This is a genomic window from Chelativorans salis (assembly GCF_025336525.1).
Classification (GTDB): Bacteria; Pseudomonadota; Alphaproteobacteria; order Rhizobiales; family Rhizobiaceae; genus Chelativorans; species Chelativorans salis.
Window position 1 is genome coordinate 187,802 of record NZ_JAOCZP010000003.1, and the last position, 21,976, is coordinate 209,777.

General features: G+C 63.2%; 10 protein-coding genes. 5 read left to right on the forward strand and 5 right to left on the reverse strand.

Annotated elements, in window-relative coordinates; translation table 11 throughout:
* Positions 1-161: 161 nt before the first annotated feature.
* From N5A92_RS11065 to N5A92_RS11080, 4 genes are read left to right on the forward strand one after another with little or no spacing between them, the layout of a single operon-like run.
* Positions 162-2,105 (forward strand): non-ribosomal peptide synthetase, encoded by a 1,944-nt coding sequence (locus tag N5A92_RS11065; protein ID WP_260902622.1) that lies wholly within the window; start codon positions 162-164, stop codon positions 2,103-2,105.
* A complete protein-coding gene (locus tag N5A92_RS11070; RefSeq protein ID WP_260902623.1) occupies positions 2,102-10,111 on the forward strand; it encodes a non-ribosomal peptide synthetase/type I polyketide synthase in 8,010 nt (2,669 codons plus the stop codon). The genes N5A92_RS11065 and N5A92_RS11070 overlap by 4 nt, the downstream gene beginning before the upstream one ends.
* Entirely contained in the window at positions 10,108-12,897 is a 2,790-nt protein-coding gene (locus tag N5A92_RS11075; protein WP_260902624.1) for a condensation domain-containing protein, read from the forward strand. Before N5A92_RS11070 ends, N5A92_RS11075 begins: the two co-directional genes overlap by 4 nt.
* Position 12,898: 1 nt before the next feature.
* Complete coding sequence (locus N5A92_RS11080; protein ID WP_260902625.1) at positions 12,899-14,545, forward strand: glucosamine inositolphosphorylceramide transferase family protein; 1,647 nt, start codon at positions 12,899-12,901, stop codon at positions 14,543-14,545.
* Here the strand turns inward: N5A92_RS11080 and N5A92_RS11085 are convergent.
* Positions 14,515-15,321: a 4'-phosphopantetheinyl transferase family protein gene (locus tag N5A92_RS11085; RefSeq protein ID WP_260902626.1), complete on the reverse strand. Its 807-nt coding sequence runs from the start codon at positions 15,319-15,321 to the stop codon at positions 14,515-14,517. The genes N5A92_RS11080 and N5A92_RS11085 overlap by 31 nt on opposite strands.
* Complete coding sequence (locus N5A92_RS11090; RefSeq protein WP_260902627.1) at positions 15,311-16,489, reverse strand: DegT/DnrJ/EryC1/StrS family aminotransferase; 1,179 nt, start codon at positions 16,487-16,489, stop codon at positions 15,311-15,313. Before N5A92_RS11090 ends, N5A92_RS11085 begins: the two co-directional genes overlap by 11 nt.
* A 286-nt stretch (positions 16,490-16,775) precedes the next feature.
* Between N5A92_RS11090 and N5A92_RS11095 the strand changes: the two genes are divergently transcribed.
* On the forward strand, positions 16,776-18,461 hold the full coding sequence (locus tag N5A92_RS11095; protein WP_260902628.1) for a GMC oxidoreductase: 1,686 nt from the start codon (positions 16,776-16,778) through the stop codon (positions 18,459-18,461).
* Here the strand turns inward: N5A92_RS11095 and N5A92_RS11100 are convergent.
* From N5A92_RS11100 to N5A92_RS11110, 3 genes are read right to left on the reverse strand one after another with little or no spacing between them, the layout of a single operon-like run.
* A complete protein-coding gene (locus N5A92_RS11100; RefSeq protein WP_313958406.1) occupies positions 18,448-19,266 on the reverse strand; it encodes a methyltransferase, TIGR04325 family in 819 nt (272 codons plus the stop codon). The two genes, N5A92_RS11095 and N5A92_RS11100, sit on opposite strands and share 14 nt — an antisense overlap.
* A 56-nt stretch (positions 19,267-19,322) precedes the next feature.
* Positions 19,323-20,138, reverse strand: coding sequence for a methyltransferase, TIGR04325 family (locus tag N5A92_RS11105; RefSeq protein ID WP_260902629.1), 816 nt, complete (start codon positions 20,136-20,138; stop codon positions 19,323-19,325).
* On the reverse strand, positions 20,135-21,715 hold the full coding sequence (locus tag N5A92_RS11110; protein WP_260902630.1) for an oligosaccharide flippase family protein: 1,581 nt from the start codon (positions 21,713-21,715) through the stop codon (positions 20,135-20,137). The genes N5A92_RS11105 and N5A92_RS11110 overlap by 4 nt, the downstream gene beginning before the upstream one ends.
* Positions 21,716-21,976 lie beyond the last annotated feature (261 nt).

Genomic DNA, 21,976 nt, shown 5'->3' on the forward strand with positions numbered 1-21,976 from the left:
CCTCATCCGGATGAATATCTGTTCCTTTTCTCCCACGCATGAAATCCTTGCACCAGAGAACGTGAGAAACCATTGATTTTCTTGCATTCTATCTGAAACACCAAGGTTCTCAGGGGCAATCGCCACAGTCGGCGCAGATCACCTTGAAGGTGGGTGCTGGAATGAACAGCAATGAAGGGCGGGCGGAATATCTTAATGGACGCGTGACAGCGGCGCGCCCTAATTTTCAGGCACGAAACAGCTATGATAGCCAGCGCAGCATTCATTCTCTGGTGAGTGAGCAGGCAGCGCTGCGGCCGTATGCGATAGCCGTTCAATTTGGCAGCACCGGCCTCACCTACACCGAGCTCGACCGTCTGTCCTCCGCGCTTGCCGGTGAGCTGATGCGGCTGGGTGTGACGAAGGGTGATGTCATCGGCCTCTTCTTGCCGCGAGCACTGAACACGATAGTCGCCAAGCTGGCGATCCTCAAAGCTGGCGCAGCCTATGCCCCCTTCGACCCCTCCTATCCCGCCAATCACCTCGGCTATATGATCGGCGACTGCAATCCCAAGCTTATTCTGGTCGACAAGGAGAGCATTGGTGCGATCCGCGCGATCCCGACCGTCAGCGCCGTGACCGACCTCGGTTATCTCCTGGAAAGCGCGGAAAAAGGCCTGCCTCACGACTTGCCCGATGTCTCAGGAGGCGACGCCGCCTATGTCATGTATACCTCCGGCTCGACCGGCCGGCCGAAAGGGGTCGTTATCCCCCACCGCGGCATAGCCCGCCTCGTACGTGACCAGAACTACATTCGTTTCGAGCCCGACGATGTCGTCCTGCACACGGCGACGATCTCCTTCGACGCGGCGACCTTCGAGATCTGGGGCGCGCTTCTCAACGGCTCCACCCTGCTCGGAATAGGTGATCGCAAGCTGTCGCTGCCACGCGTCGCGCAGACCATCGATGACAATCGTGTCACCGTCATGCTGCTGACGACGGGTCTTTTCCATTTGCTGGTTGATCACAGGAGTAGCCGCCTTGCCTCTTTGAGGCATGTGCTCTTCGGCGGCGAGGTTGCCTCGTCGGATCACGCCAAGCGCTTCCTGCGAGGCAACCCTGATTGCATCCTCACCAATGCGTACGGTCCTACGGAAGTGACCGTCATGGCATCTGCCTACACCATACCGCCGGATTTCGAAGGCGATGAGATTCCCATCGGATGCAGCATCGCCCATAGCCGCGTCCATATCCTCGACGAGGACCTCCGTGAGCTTCCGCCGGGTTCGGAGGGGCAGCTGGCGGTATCGGGCGATGGCCTGGCGATCGGCTATCTCAACCGGCCCGACCTGACGCGCGAGCGTTTCGTCACCATCCATACCGCCGAAGGAAACTCTCTGCGCTGCTACCTCACCGGCGATCTCGCCATGATGGACAGCGACGGGATACTGCACTTCAGGGGACGCCTGGATCGGCAGATCAAGATCGACGGGAAGCGCATAGAACTTGACGAGATCGAGGCTGCTCTGCGCCGGGACGCACGCCTGGCCGATGCCGTGGCTGACTGTCACAAGAACAGCGCCGGCACCAAACAGATCGTCGCCTATCTGCGGCCTCACCCCCCGATGACGATGAGTGAGGCCGATTTCACGGCGGCGATCCTCTCGACATTGAAGACGGTGCTGCCTTCGCACATGATCCCGAGCCGGGCGATGGTGCTCGACCGGTTCCCCATGAACCAGGCCGGCAAGATCGACCGCTCCCAGCTCCCGCCTCCCCCGCCGGAAGCAGCCGTGCCGACCGCACCGCTGCCAGCGGGTGGCGATACCGAAGTGCTGCTCACGAGACTCTGGGAGCAGGTGCTTGGCAGGACCGGCGTAGGCCTGGATCAGAACTTCTTCGATCTCGGCGGCACGTCCATGCAGCTCATCCGCGTACATGCCGCGCTCGAGGAATCCCTCGGACGTTCGATCGACGTCGTGGCGGTCTTCCAGCATCCCAACATCCGCAGCCTGGCACGCCATCTCGACAGCGGCAACCCAAGCGCGGCGCCCGCTACCTCTGTCCACGCACGGGCGGATCTCAGGAAAAGGATGATGTCTCAATTCCGCCGGAGCACCTCATGAACGATACGTCACCTCAGGCGGAAGCCCTTGCCGACGAGGGCATAGGCAGCGTCGCGATCATCGGCATGTCCGGCCGCTTCCCCGGCGCACACTCCGTCGATGCACTTTGGGATCTCATCGCGCAGGGCAGACACGCATTCGCGCATTTCCCGCCCGAAGAGATCGAGGACGCCTTCGGCGAGGACGTTCGTGCCGCCAAGGACTACGTGCCGGCGAGGCCCCATCTCGATGATGTGGAGCTGTTCGATGCCGAGTTCTTCGGCATGTATCCGCGCGAGGCCGCCCTCCTCGACCCACAGTTTCGCATCTTCATGGAAATCTGCTGGGAGTCTATCGAAGGCGCCGGCTACGACCCCTATGCCTGCCCTGGCCAAGTCGGGGTCTTCGCAGGCTCGGCGCTTGCCACCTATCTCATCAACAATGTCCTGTCGGACCGCGAAAAGGCCGAGGCCTTCACCTCGAATTATCAGATCGGCATGTTTTCCGAGCTGATCGGCTCGATCAACGACACGCTCGCCACACGCGTCGCCTACAAGCTCAATCTGCGCGGCCCCGCCTTCACCATCCAATCCGCCTGCTCGACCTCGCTCCTGGCGGTGGCCCAGGCTTGCCAGAACCTTTTGACCTACAGCTGCGATATGGCACTGGCCGGCGGCGTATCGATCACCTTCCCTCAGAAGCGCGGCTATATCTACCAGGAAGGCGGCATGGCCTCCCCGGATGGCTTCTGCCGCCCCTTCGATGCCGATGCGGCCGGCACTGTCTTCGGCAGCGGCGCGGGCGTTGTGCTCTTGAAGCGCCTCGATGACGCGCTGCGCGATGGAGACCACATCCACGCGGTCATCCGCGGCTACGGCGTCAACAACGACGGGTCTGGCAAGGTCGGCTACACCGCGCCGAGCGTGGAAGGCCAGGCCGAGGCTATCACTACCGCCTATGCAAGTGCCGGCGTCGATCCTGCCACCATCGGCTATGTCGAGTGCCACGGCACGGCAACGCCGCTGGGCGATCCTATCGAGTTCGCCGGCCTGAGGAAGGCCTTCGGCGATGTCTCTCAGAGATCGACCTGCGCTCTCGGCTCGGTGAAGGGCAATTTCGGCCATCTGGACGCGGCCGCCGGCGTGGCGGGGCTCATCAAGGCGGCATTGGTGCTGCGCAACGCCAAGATCCCGCCCATGGCGAATTTCTCCGAACCCAATCCGCATATCGATTTGGACGACAGTCCCTTCTACATCCCGCGGGCGCTGTGTGAGTGGCCGGCAGATGCCCCGCGGCGGCGGGCGGGCGTCAGTTCCTTCGGCGTAGGCGGCACGAATGTGCACCTCGTCCTGGAAGCGGCTCCGCCCGCTCCTTCTCTCGTAGAAGAATACAAAAAAGCAAATCACATTATTCCCTTATCGGCGCTGAATGAAGTATCTCTTGCAGGCATGCGTCGGAATCTGGCTGAGGCGCTCCGCCGCCGTCCGGACATCCCGCTTCCCGCCGTCGCCTTCACGCTTCAGAACGGCCGGCACCATTTCGCGCATCGCACGGCGGCAATCGGCGCAAATGTGGAAGAAGCTGTCGCCGGCCTCGAGAACGAGCGTCCGCTCGCCGGCAAGGCGGAGGAAACGCCGCCGCCAGTCATTTTCATGTTTCCTGGCCAGGGCGCCCAATATGTTGGCATGGGCGGCGCGCTCTATGACAGCGAGCCCGAATTCGCCCGCTGGATCGATCACGGCGCCGGCCTTCTCGAAGCGAAGACTGGCATCGACCTGCGCCAATTCATCCGTCATGCGGGCGACCCCACCGAGGAAATGTCGGCCGCCCTGCGCGATACGAAGTTCGCCCAGCCCGCGCTCTATCTCATCGAATACGCGACGGCGCGCCTGTGGATGAGCCGCGGGCTCGTGCCTGCCGCCATGATCGGCCACAGCGTCGGCGAATTCGTCGCCGCTACGCTCGCCAACGTCATGTCTTTCGATGACGGGCTGCTTCTGGTGGCCAATCGTGGCCGGCTCATGCAGAAACAGCCCAAGGGTGCGATGGTCTCCGTTCGCGCCGGGGCCGAAACCGTGCGTGCTCATCTCGACGAGGGCGTGGAGATCGCCGCCGTCAACGCACCCAAGCTCTGCGTCATCTCAGGAACATTCGAGGCCGTGGATGCCGCCTGCGCGCGGCTGCAGGAGGCCGACATCGCCTTTAGCCGCCTGCACACCTCCCATGCCTTCCATTCGGCCATGATGGATAAGGCGGCAGCCGCCCTGCGCAAGGAGACCGGCAAGCTCGCCTACGGCACGGCTACAATTCCCTACGTTTCCTGCACGACCGGCGACTGGCAGACCGATGCTCTCGGCACCTCGCCCGACTATTGGGCACAGCACTGCCGCGATGCCGTCCGCTTCGCCGAGGGCCTTGCCACTGCATGCCGCGAAAAAAGGCCGGTCCTGCTGGAGGTTGGCCCCGGCCGAACTCTTTCCGTCTTCGCCGCGCAGACCATCAATCGCGGCGACCTGGCGGCGATCGTCCAGTCACTGCCCGAGCATGACCGGGCTTCCGCCGCGGCCACCACCTTCGCCGAGGCTCATGCGCGGCTGTGGATTTCCGGCTGCGATCTGGACTGGCCACAACTGCCCATATCCGCTCAGCGGCGCCTTTCCCTGCCGACCTATGCCTTTCAGCGCCAGAAGCACTGGATAGAGGCGCCACGGCCGAGCCGGCAGTCCGTGGCAAACCCGCAAACACCCATCGTCGTCGAGGCCAGCGCGCCTCAGGCAAGCATGCCTCAACCGGCACACGCATACGGAACCGATACCATGAATGCTGTCACGCAAGCTCCCTCCGAAAACAGGATCAAAAGGCTGGAAACGGCACTGCTTGCCCTTCTAGCCGAGATGTCGGGCGAGGAACTGGCGGCGGACGCTGCCGAGGCAACGTTCCTCGAACTCGGCTTCGATTCCCTCTTCATCGGCCAGTTCGCGCAGAAGCTCGAGAAGCAGTACAAGGTGAAGCTCTCCTTCCGCGAGCTTCTGAGCAGCATCCCGACCGTCGACGCCCTCGCCCGGCATCTGGACGCCGAGCTGCCGCCTGACGCGCTGCAGCCGGCTCCCGGCTCGGCGGTGCAAGCCCCCGTTCCTGCGACCCAGGCCCCGATGGTGCCCACAGCAACACCTTCCACGCCGGCGGCCACCGGGCTGGAGGGACTGTTCCAGTCGCAGCTTCAGATGATGCAGCAGCTTTTCGCCCGGCAATTGCAGGCGGCACAGACGCTGGGTATCGCGACACCGCCGCCAATACCACAGCAGACGAGCCCACAGTCGACCGTCTTCGGCAATGCCCCCGCACCCGAAGGGGCCAAGCCCGCCGAAGCGGAAAACAGTTCCGGACGCCCGCGCCTCTATAAGCCCGGCATGCGCCTCGGCGACGGAGAGTTGACGCCGCAAAAGCGCGCGTTCATCGCCGAACTGTCGGAACGCTACTCCGCGAAGAACGCCAAATCCAGGGCCTTCACCGAGGCCAACCGCCACCGCCTGGCGGACCCGCGTGCAGCCTCCGGCTTCCGCGCCGAGTGGAAGGAGATTGTCTTTCCTGTCGTCTCCGACCGCTCCAAGGGCTCGCGCATCTGGGACATCGACGGCAACGAATATATCGACCTCGTCAACGGCATGGGCCAGACAGCCTTCGGTCATGCGCCCGATTTCGTCGTCAAGGCAATGATCGACCAGGTGAACAGCGGCTTCGCCATCGGTCCGCAGACGCCGCTTGCCGGAGAGGTCGCCGAACTGATTGGCGAGATGACCGGCCATGAGCGTGTGACTTTCTGCAACACGGGTTCGGAGGCGGTGATGGCCGCCATGCGGGTCGCCAGAACCGTCACCGGCCGCGAAAAGGTGGTCGTCTTCGGCAATGATTACCACGGCCAGTTCGACGAAGTTCTGGTGAAGGGCCGTGGCCGCTCAGGCGCGCCCGCAGCGCTGCCGATCGCCGCCGGCATCCCGCCCACATCGCTTTCCAACATGACGGTGCTTAGCTACGGCGCACCCGAAAGCCTTGAGTGGATCCGGGCCAACGCCGAAGACATCGCGGCCGTCATCATCGAGCCCGTGCAAAGCCGCCATCCGGAGCTGCGCCCGGTCGAGTTCGTGCGGGAGTTGCGCCGGATCGCCACCGAAGGCGAATTTGCGCTGGTCTTCGACGAGGTCGTCACCGGCTTCCGCGTCCATCCGGGCGGCATGCAGTCCGTCTGGGGCATCAAGGGCGACATGGCAACCTACGGCAAGGTGCTGGGCGGCGGCATGCCCATCGGCGTCCTTGCCGGTGACAGCCGCTTCATGGATGCCCTCGACGGCGGCCACTGGAACTATGGGGACGACTCCGTCCCGATGGTGGCGCCCACCTTCTTCGCCGGCACCTTCGTACGCCATCCGGTCACGCTGGCGGCGGCCAAGGCGGTGCTGCAGCATATCAAGGGCGAGGGCCAGGCCCTCTACAGCCAAGTCGCCGACCGCACGCAACTGCTCGTGGAAGAGCTGAACGCCGATCTCAGCCGTCGCGGTATCGCCGGCAAGATCAATGGCTATGCAAGTTGGTTCGTAACGGACTTCGGCAGTCTCGATCCCCTCGGCGCGCTGTTCTACCCGCACGTACGCATGCAGGGCATTCATGTGCAGGACGGCTACCCTTGCTTCCTCACCACCGTCCATACGGAGGAGGATTTCCAGCATATAGCCGACGTCTTCCGCAACAGTCTCGATGCTCTCCAGACCGCCGGCATTCTGGCGCCTTCCGAGGAGAAATCGCTGGCCGCGGCACCCATGCCCGTAGCAGGAGAGACCGTGAGCTCGGCCGAGCTCACAGAAGCGCAGAAGGAAATCTGGCTTGCCGCTCAAGCTGGCGACGAGGCCTCCTGCTCCTTCAATGAATCCTTCAACCTCACCCTTGAAGGCTTTCTGAACAAAGAGGCTTTTCGCCGCGCATTGGACTTGGTTATTGGACGTCACGATGCCCTTCACATCCGTTTCTCGCGCTCAGGCGAGCGGTTGGAGATCATCCCCGACTTCCGGATCAACATGGAGTTCCACGATCTCGCCGGAGATCCGGATCCCGAGGCCGCGCTTGAAGAGCTCGTCGCGGAGGAAGCCCGCACGCCCTTCGATCTTGTGACCGGCCCCCTTGCCCGCACTCGGCTCGTGCGCCTCGCCGCCAACCGGCACGTGCTCATCTTCACCGCACACCATATCGTCTGCGACGGCTGGTCGACCAACGTGATCGTCGAAGAATTGGCCGCGGCCTATTCCGCGTTCGTATCGAACCGCGAGCCCAACCTTCCGCCCGCGCTCTCCTTCGCCGTCTATGCAGGCAATCTCGCCAAGGCGGAGACGAACCCGACGACTGAGGACTATTGGCTGAAGCAGTTCGAGACGGTGCCGGAACTGGCGGACCTGCCGACCGACCGGCCACGCCCGGAGCGCCGGACATTCGCAGGTGGCACCTGCACCAGGCACATCGAAAAGGAGACCTATAAGCGCCTCAAGAAGGCCGGTGCGAAGAGCGGCGCCACCATGTTCTCGACACTGCTCGCCGCGCTCCAGGTCATGATAGCACGCCTTTCCGACAGCACGGACATCGTCATCGCCGTGCCGTCGGCGGGCCAAAGCCTGCTCGGCGACCAGACCCTGGTCGGCCATTGCGTCAACCTCCTGCCCTTGCGCCAGGGGGTCGATACCGGCGCCTCGTTCGAAAAGCACCTGCGCGCGACGCAGCAAGGCGTTCTGCAAGCCTTCGAACATCAGGACTACACATACGGTACTCTGGTCCGCAAACTCGGCATCAGACGCGACCCGAGCCGCCTGCCGCTCACGGAAATCCAGTTCAACCTCGAGCGCATGTCCAGGAACGCAGGATTTGAAGGACTGTCGGCAAAGATCACGCCGAACCCCAAGGCCTTCTCCAACTTCGACATGTTCCTCAACATGATCGAAAGCGAGGACGGCATTCGCATCGACGTCGATTACAATGGCGACGTTTTCGATCGGACGACCATCGAGCGCTGGTTGGGTCACTTCAACACCCTCGTCTCCGCTATTGCCGACGATATCGGTCGCAAGGTCGTGGATCTTCCCCTGCTTTCCCACGATCAGGAGAATTGGCTCGTCAACGAGATCAATCAGACGGCGACCGAGTATGAGCGTGACCGCTTCGTCTTCGAGCTATTCGCCCGCAAAGTCAGCGAACGGCCCGATGCGATCGCCGCCGAGCACGATGGCGCGTCCATCACCTACGGCGCGCTCGAAACCAGAAGCAACCAGCTCGCCCGGCACATTCAGGCCAGGCTCTTCATACCGGGCCAACGTGTCGCCCTGGCGCTCGATCGGTCTATAGACATGCTTGTCGCCCTACTGGCGATAATGAAAGCGGGCCACGCCTATGTGCCGCTCGACCCCAACCACCCGGAAGCGCGCCTGCGGCAGACGATGGAGGCCGCGGACATCTCGGCTCTCGTCTGCGGCAACGACACGATCGCAAGGCTAGCCGCCAAGAACACCTGCGTGATCCGCATGGATACCGAGCGGACGAAGATCGACGCGCAGGATGCGGCCCCGCTGGAACTGCAGTTGGCAGACGCCGGCTCGGCCGCCTACATCATCTTCACCTCGGGCTCCACGGGTACGCCCAAGGGCGTCGAGGTGTCGCACCGCTCCCTGGTCAACTTTTTGACCTCCATGGCCAGGAAGCCCGGTTTCACGCCGCAAGACACGTTGCTTGCGGTAACGACCATCTCCTTCGATATCGCAGGCCTCGAGCTCTACCTGCCGCTGATCGTCGGGGGCAAGGTGGTCATCGCCGACCGTGCGCAGGTGCAGGATGGCTTCGCGCTTGTCGAACTCCTTAAGGCGTGCGGTGCAACAGTCCTGCAGGCAACCCCGACGCTGTGGCAGATACTTGTCGAGGCGGGCCTTTCGGATCAGCCGAGCCTGAAGATGCTGTCCGGCGGCGAGCCCTTGCCGAAGGAGCTTGCCCGTGGGCTTTTGAAGATCGGCGGCGAGCTATGGAACATGTACGGCCCGACCGAGACCACCATCTGGTCGTCGCTCGCCCGCGTCGAAGATGACGACAACCAGATCCACATCGGCCATCCCATCGCCAATACGCAGCTCTACATCCTCGACAGCAACGACCGCATCGCCCCGGTGGGCGTCGTTGGTGAGCTCTGTATCGGCGGTGACGGATTGGCGAATGGCTACTTCAACCGCCTGGACCTGACAGAGGCCGCTTTCCGGCCGGTGAGGATAGGCAGCAAGGTGCCCCGCCGGCTCTATAAGACCGGGGACGTCGGCAGGCGCCTTGCAGACGGAACGCTGCAGCTACTCGGCCGGCGTGACAACCAGATCAAGCTGCGCGGCTTCCGCATCGAGCTCGGTGAGATCGAAGCAGTGATCGGCAAGAAGGACGGCATCCGGCAATGCGCCGTCGTCGCTGCCAAAAACAGGAACGGCGATCGCCAGCTCGTCTGCCATTTCGTACCGGCGGACGGACGTGAACCCTCAGCGGAAGAGCTCACCTCCCACGCCAAAGACCATCTGCCAGGGCACATGGTGCCCAGTTTCTGGATCGCTACGACCGAGCTTCCACACACGGCGAACGGCAAGCTCAACCGCAAGGCGCTCGAGAGGTTGGGCGTTCCGCAGCGCGAGGCCGCCCCCATCCGCACCAAGCCGCGCACGCCGATGGAGGAGAGACTGTCGCACATCTGGAAGGAGGTGCTGGAGATCGCAGAGATCGGCGTCGACGAAAACCTCTACGCCCTGGGTGCGGATTCCTTGAGTATCTTCCGCATCGCCGCACGCATGATGGATGCCGGCCTGCCGCTCGAAGCCAAGCATCTCCTGCGCCACCCGACCATCTCTGAGCTGGCAAGCTACGCCGAAGAGCAGGACGAAGCGCCGATCAACGGGACGGCGCCGCACATTCCCTCGCTGAGGGAGTTCCGAAACGGCGCACGGCGCGGAATGGAGAGGCCCTCATGAACAAAATGGACCCTGCCGCGACATTCTCCGACGAGCGTCATGCCGTCGTCGCCGAGTTCCCTTGCACGCAGACACAGCTGCGCTGCTGGTTTCTCGACCAACTCAGCCCCGGCAACCCGGCGCTCAACGTCGCCGTGCGTTGGGAAATCCGCGGCACCTTCAAGATCGCCAGCATAGAGGCCGCCTTCCGGCAAATCATCGACCGGCACGAAATCCTGCGCACCCGCTTCATGGACGTCTCCGGCCGGCCGATCCAGCAGGTGGTCGATAAAGTCGATTTTAAGATGTCGGTGATCGACCTCAGGAATGTGCCTGCGGACCAGCGCGACGAGCGCATCCAATCCATCAGCCGTGAGACGGCGTGTGCGCCGTTCGATCTGCGCGTGCCAGGGCTTTTCCGCGTCACCTTCCTGATGGTGGAAAATGAACGCGGCTTCATCCTCATCACCGCCCACCAGACCTGCTTCGATGGCTGGTCGATCCGCGTGCTCGGCCGCGAGGTGGGTGAGGTCGCTTCGGCAATCGACGCCAACCGGAACCCCAGCCTTCCGGAGCTGCCCTTGCAATATGGCGACTTCGCCCTGTGGCAGGACGAATACCGCCGCAGCTACGGCTTCGAAGCCGAAAAGACCTACTGGCGCAGGCAACTGGCGGATGCTCCCTATTTCGAAGTCCCTCCCGACCGGCCACGCGGGCACACCAAGACCAGCCGGGGCGAGATCCTATCGGCGGCGATGCCGCTTGAATTCGGCGAGCGCATCGACCAAGCCGCCCGCGCGCATCAGGTTTCCCTCTTCAGCTACGGCGCCGCTGTCATCAGTGCCGCATTGGGCCGGCTCACCGGCGAGAGGCAAATCCTGTTCGGAACGCAGATCGCCGGGCGCGACGAAGTGGATCTGGAAAATCTCATCGGCGTCTTCATCAACAACCTCGTCCTGCGCTTCGATGTAGCGGACGACCTGTCCTTTGCCGAGCATATCCGCCGCGCCAGCGATACGGTCGCCGCTGCTCTCAATCACCAGAAAATGCCGTTCAACAATCTGGTCGAGCTCATAAACCCGGCGCGGGATGCATCGCGGAATCCGCTGATCTCGATCAACTTCAATCAGCAGAAGGCTTTTTTGGAGAATGCGCGCTACGGCGAGTTCGAGCTTATCAGCGCTCCTTCCCAATCGCCGGGCGTTGTCTACGACCTCAACTTCATCATGATCGGCCGGCCGAACGGTTGGCGCATGTCGGTCGAGTACAACACCGACCTCTTCGATGCGGGCACTGCACAAGAGCTGCTGCGTCTCTGGCAGGATACCTACGAGCACGCCCTGACGGATCCGACCGCCAAACTCGGCTTGCCGAGTGTGCCCACCCGTCGGCGGGTTTCCAACGAGCTCACTTCGGGCCCCACACAGCTTGAGAAAATTCTGGCAGAGCATCCCTGGGTCGCCGAGGCCGTTGCAATAGGTGCCGACACATCGGCAACTGGCCGCCCATACGGGTTCGTCGTGCCTTCGCCGACACTCGCCCATCCCGTCGAGGTGCTTCCCGAGCGCCTGATGGAGTTTTTGTCCACCCGCATTGAGGCCAAGGACATGCCGGATGGCATCAGCGTTCTGCTCGCACTGCCGCGCACGGCCGCGGGCGGTATAGACCGGCAAGTGCTGAAGGTCCCTTCGTCCTTGCAGGCCAAGGAACGCCCTGTGGTCGCGCCGACACCGGCAGGCAAGCGCCCCGCGACCGACAAGGAGCGCCAGCTAGCAGAGATATGGGCGGATGTACTCGGCGTGGACAAGGTGGAGGGATCCGACGATTTCTTCGCCCTTGGTGGCCACTCGCTGCTCGCCCTGCGCATGTTATCGGCGATGAGGGAGGCGTTCGGCGTAACTCCGGATCTCGCCCTCCTCTTCAGAGCACCCACCCTCACCGCCTTCTCCCGCGAAGCCTTCGGCGAGGAATTGCCTGCACCGGCAAGCCCCGAGCCAGCGCCCATGAAGCGATCCGCCTATTGGGAGACCTCGCTCTACAGGGAAGGCAACAGTGCGTACACCCTCTATACGCTCAATCACCCGTTCCTCTACTACCGCATGGCCAACGAGCTTGCCGAGGGAACGTCTGTGGTGAACCTCCACATGTTCGGCGCCGAGATCGACGACGAGCTTCGCGATCTACCGATGGAGCAGATCGTGGCCGATGCGATCGCCGCCATGGACCTTCGTCCCGATTCCGGTCCGGTCGCCGTCGTCGGGCTGTGCGTGAACGGCATCCTGGCGATCGAGCTGGCGCGACAGCTCCGCCGCCTCGGCCACCGCATCCAGTTCGTGGGCGTCATCGATAGCTGGGCGCCCGGCTATTTCCGCTCGCTCCCCCGCTTGAGACAGCTCCGCTGGACCATGGAAAAGCGCGCCAAGCGGCTCGCCTATTTCACCGGCAAGCTCATCGGCGGCAGGATGTCGCTGATCGATTACCTGAAGGAGTTCAACGCCACGCTGAAGCTCCTTGGTGCAAAAGGGACACCGAGCGAGGAGGAGCGGCAGAATGAGCTCGTCACCGACCTCCTGGTCGAGGCCTCACGCCGCTACCGTCCGCGGCCGATCACAGGCGAGGACGTCCTGCTGTTCCGCAGCCAGGCAAACCACAAGCGCGCGAAAAAGCTCCTGTTCGGATGGCGCGGCTTCATCCGCGACGACACGCCGGTTTTTGATCTTAATGGATGGCACGAAGATTCGCTCAGCAGTGCCGGTATCAGCAAGCTGTCTTCGATCCTGTCGAGACGGCTGAACGTAGGGGGCTGACTTGCGCTTCAATGGCAAGGTTTATGTTCAGCCGGTCCTGGAGTGGACGGGCAAAAGCAACCGGCCTCCCCTTCGCATCGGCATCCTCGTCGGTAGCGAAAGTTTCGAGAACTGGGAGCTGCAGCTTTTCGACCGGCTGTTTGCCGATCCGCGCTTTGATCTCAAGGCCGTGCTGATACACCCGGGCGGCTATGGCCAACGCTCCACGACGCCGCTTCTTGGCCTCGTCGCAAAGGTCGACCGCCTGCTGTTCGCCCGTCAGCCTGCCTATCGTCCGAGCTATTTCGACGATATCCGTCAACGGACGGAGTTCATCCGTCTTGATGAAGCTGATCGCGCCTACACGAACGGGTCACCGGCTTTGGAAAGGCTGCGCCTCGACCTTGTCCTGCGCACGATCCCTCGCGGGCTCCCGGATGCCTTCGTCGCCACGCTCCCGTTCGGCGAGTGGGCGTTGACGTTCGCCGATCTCAGATCCCGCACCGCAGACTGGTGTGGCTTTGCCGAGGTCGTCGCGGGCTCGCCGACGATGCAAATAGGGCTCAACGTCAATCATGGCGGAGGAAAACCCTTCGGGCAGATCGCTTCGGCCGCGTTCAACCCAAAGTTCAGCGCCGCCAGAAATTCGGCTTTTCTCAAAGAAAAGGCGGTGATCCTGCTCATGAGGGAGCTGCGGCGCCTGGCGGATACCGGAAGCCTCACACTTGGGCACGGCACGGCTTCAACCGATCCTGCCGGCCCGCCGGACACGGCAGAGGTCGCACGCTATGTCGTCGGACTGGCGCGCGCGGCTACCTCACGCGCCACGAGGGAGCTACGGAGAAAGGCTGGCATCGAAACGGCGGTCTGGACGCTTTTTAGCGGCGCCGGCTCCGTCGAGCGCTTTGATCCGCATCTCGCCGTCGAACTTCCGCCCGCAAAAGACTCGATCAAGGCCGATCCCTTTCTCTTCAGACACGGCGGCGACTGCTATGTCTTCTACGAGAATTATGCGGTCGGTGACCACAAAGCCCATATCGCTGTCGGCAGGCTGAAGGGTGATGGCATCGAGCCGCTCGGCCCGGCGATAGAGAGCACCAGCCATCTCTCCTTTCCGTTCGTATTCCGCAACGGCAAGGGCATTTTCATGATGCCGGAAACACATCAGGAAAAGCGCATAGAGATTTGGCGCTGCACCGACTTTCCCTTGAAATGGGAACTCTATGCGACTGCGCTCGACGGCTACTCGGCCGCCGACAGCACTCTTTTCCGGCGCAAAGGCAAGTGGTGGCTTTTGTCCAATCTGTCAGACCACCACGCGTACGAGGATCATTGCAGCGAGCTCCACGCATTCGAGGTCGACGGGCCCAGGCTGTCGCGCATCGTCCCGCATGCGCGTAATCCGGTAGTCATCGGCAGCACCGTCGCCCGCAATGCCGGCCGGGTCTTCGCCAGCCATGGCCGCCTGTTCCGGCCATCGCAGAACAACGCCTACGGCATTTATGGCTATGGTCTCAACATCATGGAGATCCAGGAGCTGAGCCGCGAGGTCTATCGCGAGACCTGCATCAGGACGATCATTCCCGACTTCAAGCCCGGCCTCGCCGGCTGCCACCACTTCGATGCCGCCGGCGGCCGCTACATCCTCGATGCGCGGTTGAGCAGCTGATTGTCGGGCGAGGCTCGTAGAACACGGGCCGCAAGCGGCATTTCCTCCCGCACACTTTCTGCCGTTTCGTCCGTCCGGTAATGCAACGAGACATCGTTGTCGGCCGTCAAAGCCGCCATCGCACCCACGAAGCCTGCCGGCAGGGCCAGGTTGAGAAGCCGCCATTGCGCCGGCGCTTGTGCATCGCCCTCAAGCCGCAGCAGCCTTGGTTCGCCAACCGAATCGATCGACACGTCGAAGGCTTCGAGCGGCAGGGAAAGCCCCGCCCCGTGCGCCTTGACGAAGGCCTCCTTGCGTGTCCAGCACCGGTAGAAGGCTTCGAGATAATTGCCCCGCCGGACGCCGCGGAGCGCCAGGCGTTCGCTGGGTGAGAAAAAGTGACCCGCCACGTCTTCCTTGAGCGGCACGATCTTCTCGATATCGATGCCGACATGATACCTGTCCGACACCGCCAGTACCGCCATGCCGGCGGCATGGCTGAGATTGAAATGCAGCGGCGGTCGCGAGACCGCCAGACGCGGCTTCCCGAACACGTTGTAGGCGAAAGAAAGCCGCCTGGCGGGCACGCCCAGATAGCGGCCGATGATCTCGCGCAGCTTGCCCCGCCCGACGATGAAGCGCAGGCGATCGCGCTCATGCACAAAGCGTGAGGCGCGTGCGAACTCCCCATCGCTGAGCGCCGTGACGTAGCGCGGCAGGTCGTCCATGCCAACGTCGAGTGGCCAACGCCAGATATCGACGATGTCCGGGCCGATGGTGAGGGGTCTATACCGCATAGGAAAGCCTCCTCGCCGGATTGGCCCCGCTCGCCATCCGCCGCGCAATAAAGGCCACCAGGGGCGATGGATAGTTCTCGCCTAGGCTGATGCGGCAAGTGCGCCGCAGGATATCGAGCGTGCGTGCGCACATGTCTGGCGTGTACTCGATCCTGGGCGACGCCCAGGCGAAGGGGTTCATCTTGGGATGGGCGGCACGCTGTTCGAGAATGGGCACCCAGTTGGTGTAAACGTGACGGCTCGAATCGTAGAGCCTGTAGACCCCACGCCGGTTGCGCCCGGCAAAGTGCTCCGCTTCCTCCGGACTCTCGAAGATCAGGTGCAGCCCTACCGCATTCTCCACATCGTTGTGCGGGCCGACCCGTATGGCAGGTGAGGAAGCCAGGATGCGCGACATGAGCCGATAGTGCTTGCGCATGCGGCGGATCATCGGGTCGAGCTTCGCGAGCTGGACGTTGAGCATCGCGCCCTGGATCTGGCTTGCCTTCAGGTTCACGCCGAAGAAATGCGGCTCGTTGTCATTGTCGAGATGACCGCGGAAGATCGCGCCCACGTCATGATACATCCGTGCGCGGGCGAAATAGCGGTCGCTGTTGGTAACAACTGCTCCGCCCTCGCCGATGTTGATGTTCTTGAACTGGTTGAAACTGAAGGCGCCGATATCACCGATCGTGCCGACGCGTCTTCCCTTGTAGGTGACGCCGACGGCCTGACAGGCGTCCTCGATGACGAGGAGCCCGTGCTCTCGGGCGATCTTCATGATCCGGTCCATGTCGCAGACCATGTTGGCCATATGCACCGGCAGGATGGCACGCGTGCGCGGCGTGATCTTGCGCACGATATCGGCCGGATCCATCGTCAGCGTCTGATCGATGTCGACAAGAACGGGAACAGCCCCGACAGCAAGGGGTGCTGCGGCGGTGGCGATCCAGGTATAGGCTGGCACCAGCACCTCGTCCCCCGGCCCCACGCCGGCCGCAGCGAGCGCACAGGTCAGCGCGCCTGTCCCGCTGCTTACCGCGAGCGTATGCTTGACCCCGAATTTCTCCGAATAATCGGCCTCGAACCGCGTCAACGGCCCCTCGCCTCCGCCGCCGTAGCGGGCGAGACGCCCCGACATCATGACCCGCCCGACGGCGAACCACTCCCGCAACCCGACCCTTGCCATTGCTTGCTTCCCCGAAATGCCCGATGGCGCTGCGGCGGCGGCGCCTGTCGATATCACCGTCGCCTGCAGGATAACTCCCACGCCATCGAACCGCCCTTTAGTTCTTCAAACCTATTTCGTGGAAGCGAGTTATTCAAATAAGCCTATGATATCTTTCAACTTACCGAGGGCCTTATCCCTTGGTAGCCAAAACTATTAGCAAGACATTTATTATAGGCAATTTGGCTGAGTACGAGCGTGGAGCATTGTTTGCTAGCGTAGGGATTTCCAGTATGGCGGGGTCAATTTGAAAATCCTCGACTTGCAATCCATGCAGGCAGGGACGACGCTGAGGGTGGATTTGGCGATCGTCGGTGCCGGCCCGGCCGGCCTAACCATAGCGCGTGAACTCGCCAATACGAAGATCCGGGTCCTGGTCCTGGAAAGCGGCGGCGCCGACTTTGAACCCCGAGCGCAGGCCCTTAATGAGGTCGATAGTATCGGCGAGCCGGTCAAGCGCGCCACTGCGGCGCCAAGCCGCGGCTATACGGACGAGCTTTCATGGCTCAACGACATCCCCGCCTTCGAACTGCGCAACCGGATTGTCGGCGGAAGCACGCATACCTGGATCGGGAAATGCGCCGCCTTTGACGAGGTCGACTTCGCCGAGCGCCACTGGGTTCCAGGCTCTGGATGGCCGATCGCCCGCGAGAGCCTTGCAGGCGCGCTCGACCGTGCTGCCGTCATGCTCAACTTGGGGCCGAACGTCTATGACGAGGGGCTCTACAGCCTCCTCTCCTCTCCGCCTGCCGATCTCCGGATAAACCGCGAGCTGCTCCGCCCGTTCTTCTGGCAGTTCAGCCATTCGCACGAGCGAGCCGGACCGCTGCGTTTCGGAGACGAGATCGGAAAGCTCGACGCCCCCAATATCGAGATCCTCACCAATGCCACGGTGACGCATCTCAACACGGACGAGACAGGCCACCGGGTCGTCTCGCTCGGTCTCCGCTCCCTCGACGGCGCCCATGCATCGGTGCGGGCGGATATGGTTGTGCTCGGCGCCGGCGGCATCGAGAACCCACGCCTGCTGCTCGCCTCCGGCGGCATCGGTAACCGCCATGGCATCGTCGGCCGCTATCTCGCCGATCACCCCCGCGCAGTCATCACCCGCTTCGGCAAAGAACAGGCAGCGGCCATTGCCCGGCACTTCGGCTTTTATGGCCTTGCTCTCGGCTCCCGGACGCAGTTCTACCTTCACGGCCTCTCTCTCAGCCCGCAACTGCAGGAGCGGGAAGGCTTGCTCAATTGTGCGGCCTATCCGGTGCAGGAACTCGCCGAGGATGACCCCTGGCTGGCGTTGAAGCACCTCAGCCGCCGGCGGGGCGGGAATCGGATGCGGCACGCATGGAGGGCACTTTCCTCCCCCGGGCTCCTTGCCGCCGGCCTTCACCGCCGTCTGGTTCTGAAGCGCGGGCTGCCGCGCAGGCTTGAGGGCATCCGTTTCGACACCATGGTCGAGCAGCGTCCGAACGCAGAAAGCCGCGTCACTCTCTCTGATCGCCTGGACCGGCTGGGGATGCCCCTGGCAAGCGTCGACTGGAGGATTTCGCCCCAGGAAGTCGCTAGCGTCGCACGGCTTGCCGAACTGATGTCGGCGGAGTTCGAGCGCGTCGGCCTGCCTGAGCCCAGGCTGGCGGACTGGATTCTCCGCAACGACCCCGCCGGCGCCGCCTTCAGCGACATGGCCCACCCCGCCTGCACCACGCGCATGGGGCGCGACCCGGCGACCAGCGTCGTCGACGAGAACGCCCGTGTCCACGGCATGGAAGGGCTCTATATCGCCGGAAGCTCGGTCTTTCCCACCGCGGGCCACGCCAACCCCACCCTGATGATCGTGGCGCTCGCCATCCGCCTTGCCGATCATCTAAAGGACCAGTTCGACAAGGGATCCCACCTCCGGCCCAAGCGGGAGCGGCTTGTCAGGGCAGCTTGAAATAGAATCCCGCGCTTTCGCTTGCCCCCAGTTCGGGATGCGTGTCGATCACATGCGACAGCGAGGGGATCGACCAGCGGTCGACGAGGCTGTAGCCGAGGCTTTGCACGTCTTTCAGGAAAGTTTCCTCGTTACGCATCTGGTAGGGCACCCTCGCCTTGCCGATCCGCTCCAGCGTGACGACGGTGGGCCCCTCGCGCAACGCAACCTTGTTGAGAAGCAGGTGACGCGGTGTCCACGGCAACCGGCGGAGGAGGTTCGGCAGGGGCACATCGAGATATTGCAGGAGCCCCGAGCCGAGGAAGACGTCGGTTGCCCCGGCGTCCTCCAGCCGTTCCACGAAACGCAGGTTCGTCAGGCCATCCGCCTCGGCACGCCGCCGTCCCGCTCGGACGATGGCCGGAAGGTCGTAGACCACCCAATGCAAGTCGTCCGTTATCGGCAACAGGTCGCGGAAGGCTCGGTACTTCGTGCCCATATGGCCACCGGCGTCGATCAGGAATCCGACCTCACCGGACAGCCGGCGCAGCCAGAAAAGCACCGGATAATCCCACAGCGCAACATGGCACATCTTCTCGAAGGCCACTTCGGCGACCTCGTCATGATCGTAGCCCGCAAGCCCCATGCCGGCGGCCGCGGCAAGTGCTTCGGTATAGGTGGCATAAGCGCCGGAGAAGCGGCAGGGGAACGGCGACAGGAAACGCAACCTCCCCCGCGCCGCACGCAAAGGCGTCAGCGACGAGTGCACGGTCCGGGCCGCGCGCGAGATCGCCCGGCGGGCGCCTTGCTTGGAGATCATATTCATCGTCGTGGTCCTGCCCTTGCTCGATGAACACCTTTCTGACCGGTTGCCTGCTGTGCCTAATCGAGGCGGAAATAGAAGCCGGCGCTTTCGCTGGACCCGAGTTCGGGATGGGTTCGGATCACGTGCGACAGCGACGGGTTCGTCCACCGGTCGACGAGGCGATAGCCGAGGCCTTCCACTTCACGCATGAACCCGTCCTCATTACGGATCTGATAGGGCGTCCGTAGCTTCTCGTAGTGCTGGAGGGTGACGACCGTGGGGCCCGTGCGTAGCGCCACCTTGTTCAACAGCAAATGACGCGGCGGCGATTCCAGGCGGCCAAGGAGCTGCGCGAAACCGACATCGAGGTATTGAAGCAGGCCCGAGCCGAGGAAAAGGTCGGGCGCTCCGGCGTCCTCGAGCCGCTCGACGAACTGCAGCCGATCCAGGCCGTCCGCCGCCGCACGGCGCCTGCCGGCACGGACAACCGCCGGCACGTCGTAGACAACCCACCGGAGCTCCTCGTCGAGCGGCAGCAGTTTCCTGAAAGCGCGATATTTGGTGCCCATATGCCCGCCCGCGTCAACGAGCAGGTCGACCTCGCCGACGAGCTGCCCCAACCAGAACAGGACCGGGTAATCCCACGAAAGGACCGGACACATCCGGTCGAAGCCTATTTCGGCCACGTCGTCATGGTCATATCCTGCCTGTCCCATGCGGGCCGCGGCGGCAAACGCTTCTTCATAAGAGGCATAGGCGCCCGAAAATTGCGGCGGGCGCGGCAGCATCAGCCGCAGCCGGCCCCAGGCGACACGAAACGGCATCAGCGGGTCGCGTATCGCGGCGGCGTTTCGTGAATCTGGCTGGTTGTTCGTCATCGATTGTACGCTCATCGACTTGCCTCTGCCCGCAGTGGACCCGGGGTCGCATCCTGATCGCCCACTGCCTGGGACGTGGAGGGGGGATGTTCCGCCGTTAGGGCGGGAAACATGCCTATTGCGAATTTCTTCAAAAGGAGCAGGACGAGCAGGTAACCAGCGGCACCGGCCGCCGCCTGAAGCCCGAGCGTCGCCAAGGCGGGCAACGTCGAGAGATCGAGCGCCTGGCCCAACGCAAAAACAGCGACCAGCATGCCGGCGACGGCGAGCGCGACAAAACCGCTGCCGCGTACGACGCCGAGCCAGTCGAGGCCGCCATAGCGCCCTTGCAGCCAGACCATGGTCCCGAACGCCACCACGGCGGCGAGGACCTGCCCGGCTGCCACCGGCAGCAAGCCGAAAGGCGCGAGGATGACGACGAGACCGACGGAAACGGTCGCATTCGCCAAGCCGACCGGGGCGAGCTTGCGGATGTTGCCTTTGATGGAAAGCAACGGCTCGGTCATGCTGCCGGTGATCAGCAGCAATTGCTTTATCGAAAGGATGCTCACCACCACGGCCGCCGGTGCCCATATCTCGCCAAGCACCAGACTTATGAAACCGTCGGATACCAGCGCCAGTCCCAGAAAGACCGGGGCGGCGACAGCCAGAAGGGTTGGGAACAACATGTTTGCCGCCCGCCTGACCGCATCTTCCTTGCCCGCCTCCGTATTCTCACGATCGCGCGCGCGGCGGAAAACGATCCATGCAAGTGTCCGCGCCGGTTCCCCCACGAGCTCATAGAACGCCGCCACGATGCGCTCGGCGGCCCGATAATAGCCTGCCTCGGCCAGACCGAGAAAACCGCCCACGGCGAGCGTTCCCGAATAAGAGCGGGAGAAGACGATCAGCCTGTTGGCTATGACATGCTTCGAAAATTGCAGCACTTCGCGAATGACGGACCGAGTCGGACCCGCAGGCCGCACCCAGCCAACGGCGAGGATCGAGCCGCACAGGATCACAAGCTGCATCGCCAGCCGCCCGGCGACGAGCGCGAAGACGTTCCACCCCATCAACAGCCCGAAGACGGTCAAGGCGAGCCCCGCAGCCTCGGCGGCGATCCGGATGATCGCCTGGCGGTGCAGTTGCCCGCGATGGACAAGCACCCCGTCATAGACAGTCGTCATCGCCGAAGGCAGTATCCAGCAACAGAATAGCGCCAGAAGCGAAGCCTCCCATACCTTGTCGAAGACGCCGTAGAGAATGCCAGCGGCGCTCAACCCCGAGACGGTGAACAGAAGGCCGCTTGCGAGCGAAATGGTCGTCACCTGGTCGAGATGCCCTTCCCCGTCGGCCGATTTCATGACGAACTCGGCCCATCCCCCCTCGGCCAGCACCACCAGAAAGACGGCAACGGCGGAGCTGAAGGCGAAGAAGCCGAACTCCGTCGGCGTCAGGATACGCGCGGCTATGACGAACGCGGAAAGCTGCGCTATCTGTGAGACGAGCTTGGCCGAGAGCGCCCAGAGGCCGCCACCTACGATAGCGGGGATGCTCAGGCGGAACGCCCGTTTCGGCTCCGCTCCGGAGCTCACCGCGTTTGTCTCAGCCACTATCCTTGCCCCTTGATCTGCCCTGCCGACGGTGTGGAAACCGTTCTTCTTCTCCCCGGTATTCACGGCTGCCCTTTCATCGGGTAGTTTTCGTCGCGCGTTGGTGTTGATTCACCGCCTTCGGCATCGGAAACACTTCGAGTGCAGCCATATGGGACATTCTCGTTTGAACGATGGTGCATGCCGGCCCGGCAGCCGGACCGACCGCGACGTTGACGGATACTGAGCGGATGGCGCGGAACGCGGGAAGGGAGACATATC

Bases quoted from the DNA above. Each gene is read 5' to 3' on its own strand.
- N5A92_RS11105 (WP_260902629.1), bottom strand. From the start codon at position 20,138: ATGAGCGTACAATCGATGACGAACAACCAGCCAGATTCACGAAACGCC.
- N5A92_RS11100 (WP_313958406.1), bottom strand. From the start codon at position 19,266: ATGAATATGATCTCCAAGCAAGGCGCCCGCCGGGCGATCTCGCGCGCG.
- N5A92_RS11070 (WP_260902623.1), top strand. From the start codon at position 2,102: ATGAACGATACGTCACCTCAGGCGGAAGCCCTTGCCGACGAGGGCATA.
- N5A92_RS11065 (WP_260902622.1), top strand. From the start codon at position 162: ATGAACAGCAATGAAGGGCGGGCGGAATATCTTAATGGACGCGTGACA.
- N5A92_RS11090 (WP_260902627.1), bottom strand. From the start codon at position 16,489: ATGGCAAGGGTCGGGTTGCGGGAGTGGTTCGCCGTCGGGCGGGTCATG.
- N5A92_RS11085 (WP_260902626.1), bottom strand. From the start codon at position 15,321: ATGCGGTATAGACCCCTCACCATCGGCCCGGACATCGTCGATATCTGG.
- N5A92_RS11075 (WP_260902624.1), top strand. From the start codon at position 10,108: ATGAACAAAATGGACCCTGCCGCGACATTCTCCGACGAGCGTCATGCC.